At 67.7% G+C, this 2,081-nt stretch carries 2 protein-coding genes; both read right to left on the bottom strand.

Annotated elements, in window-relative coordinates:
- Positions 1-509 precede the first annotated feature (509 nt).
- Positions 510-1,613, bottom strand: coding sequence for a hypothetical protein (locus tag DL990_RS33420; protein WP_125801097.1), 1,104 nt, complete (start codon positions 1,611-1,613; stop codon positions 510-512).
- A 149-nt stretch (positions 1,614-1,762) separates the two neighbouring features.
- Entirely contained in the window at positions 1,763-2,080 is a 318-nt protein-coding gene (locus DL990_RS33415; RefSeq protein ID WP_125787226.1) for a hypothetical protein, read from the bottom strand.
- Between the last annotated feature and the right edge of the window lies 1 nt (position 2,081).

The raw sequence follows: 2,081 nt of genomic DNA, 5'->3' as shown, positions 1-2,081 counted from the left end.
GAACTACCTCCTGACCGGTTCACCTGAGACAACGCGGCCCGATAGCCGAACGGTTCACCAGCACGCGGTGGGTGTCGTGTCGGGCGGCAGTCCGTGAAGGCCTCCTTGGGGGCACCGCATTTGCTTACCCACTACTCGGGGCTCGCGCTCTGAGATCCCCTTGGTCGACGTGTGGCCTTAGGCGTGACACGCGTGATTGGGTGGCGATCACGCGTGATTGGACGCGGAACTCGCGTGATTGGAAGCGGAACTCACGGCGGACCCGGTCACGGGCGAGATCGGCCTCCAATCACGCGAGTTCCGCGTTTAAACACGCGAGTTCCGCCTTCAATCACGCGCGACGTCCATCGACCTGGTGGTGACATCACCTCACGACCCACCCACCAACCCGCAGGTCAGACGTAGGCACACAAATGAAGGCCTCCTTGAGGGACCCAGAGTCCCTCAAGGAGGCCTTCACGGACTTGAGAACACGAGCGAACCGACTCGCGGCCGAGGGTAGGACGCCCTCAGGCCTGGCACTTGGCCTTGATCATCGCCGCGGCGTGGTGTGCGTAGGTTTTGCTGGAACCCGACCAGTCGCGGCCCCGGTTGAGCAGCTGCACAGCCAGTTTCGCGCCGTTGATCCGGAACGTGCCGACGCTGACCCACCGGCCGTGGTTGGCGTTCTGGTTGATCTGGAAAGACCCCACCGGTGTGCCCTTGTCCACCGCGAACCGGTCGAACACGCGGTACACCGACGGGCTCCCGCCTGCCACGGTCGCGTCGCCGTTCGGGACGAAGACCGAGACCGCGCACGAACCGGCGGTCACCGGGCCGGTGTTGAACGTCCACAGTCCGTAGGCGCTGGGGTCGTCCTTGTTCGCGTCGCCGGACATGGGGATGGACACGAACGCCGAGCCGCAGCCGCCACCGCCGTGATTCACCCAGCCCGCTTTGCCGTCGCTGTAGGCGCCGACGCCGGTGAAACCGGTGCCGCCACCGCATCCCTTGCCCGCCATGCCGTCGTAGGAGACCGTCTTGGCGGCCGGGGCGGGCGGCCCCTGCCGCTGCTGCTGGGGCGGCGGGGCCTGGTGCTGAGGCGCCGGAGCCGGGCCTCCTCCCGGGGGCGGAGGCGGCCCACCGGGGAGACCGGCGGTTCCGGGATCGGCGGCCGCGCCCGCCTGGCCTGCCGGAACGCCGTCGGCCACCTGGCCGGGCAAGGCGGCACCGGGCGGACCGACGGGCATGCCGCCGAGGTCGGTGGGCGGAGCGGCCAGCCCCGGCACGAACCCGCCGTCCGGCGGGAGATCCTTCGCGTAGCCCGCCGCGTTGGGCCCCTCACCGGACTGGTCGGCGGTGAGCAGTCCGCTGAGTGCCAGTGGAAGGGCGACCAGCACGACACCGGCGACGGCCGCCGCCACGATCACCGGTTTGGACATCCGGCCCGCCGGTGGCGAGGACGAGACGTCGGTGCCCGTGTCCACGACCGGTGGTACGGCACCGGCCGCGGCGGTCCCGGCTTCCGAAGACGACGTGGTTTCCTTGTCCGCCTTCACTTCTGGGACGGCGGGCGCCGCCGCCTCCGCCGTGGCGACCGCGACGCCGGTGGACTCTTCTGCGACCGAGGGCATGGTGTTCCCGCTTCCTTTACTGGCTCAGGTTGGCCGACGGCATCCACACGACCGCCGGGAGATCATCAAGGCTTCGCGTACGGGGTCGTGAGTGGCGATTCGGGTTCTAACCCGAATCGCCACTCACGACCCCGCGACCCGATACGCCACTAGCGTTTGAGTCCACCGTGGACGTTCGCGATGTTTTCGTTCTCCGCCAAGGTGAGCTTCGCCGCCATCCCGTTGGTCACGTTGGTCTGGTTCTCGACGACTTCGCCGATCGAGAGGAAGGCGTCTTCGATCTTCGTCACCGGGTCGCCGAGATTGGACTTGATCTCCTCGCCCATTTCGTCGTCTCCACTGGCTTCGAAGACCAAGTCCCTCCGGTCCGTGCCGAGTTCACTGATCTTGCGCATCTTGGCCGAGATATCCCGATACGCCTCGGAAAGGGTTTGCATGGCCTTCGGGTCCGCCCGGAAATCAGTCATG

Origin of the sequence: Amycolatopsis sp. WAC 01416 (genome assembly GCF_003947485.1) — a bacterium.
In the GTDB taxonomy this organism is placed as follows: Bacteria; Actinomycetota; Actinomycetes; order Mycobacteriales; family Pseudonocardiaceae; genus Amycolatopsis.
This window is presented reverse-complemented; position numbering and strand designations above follow the sequence as displayed.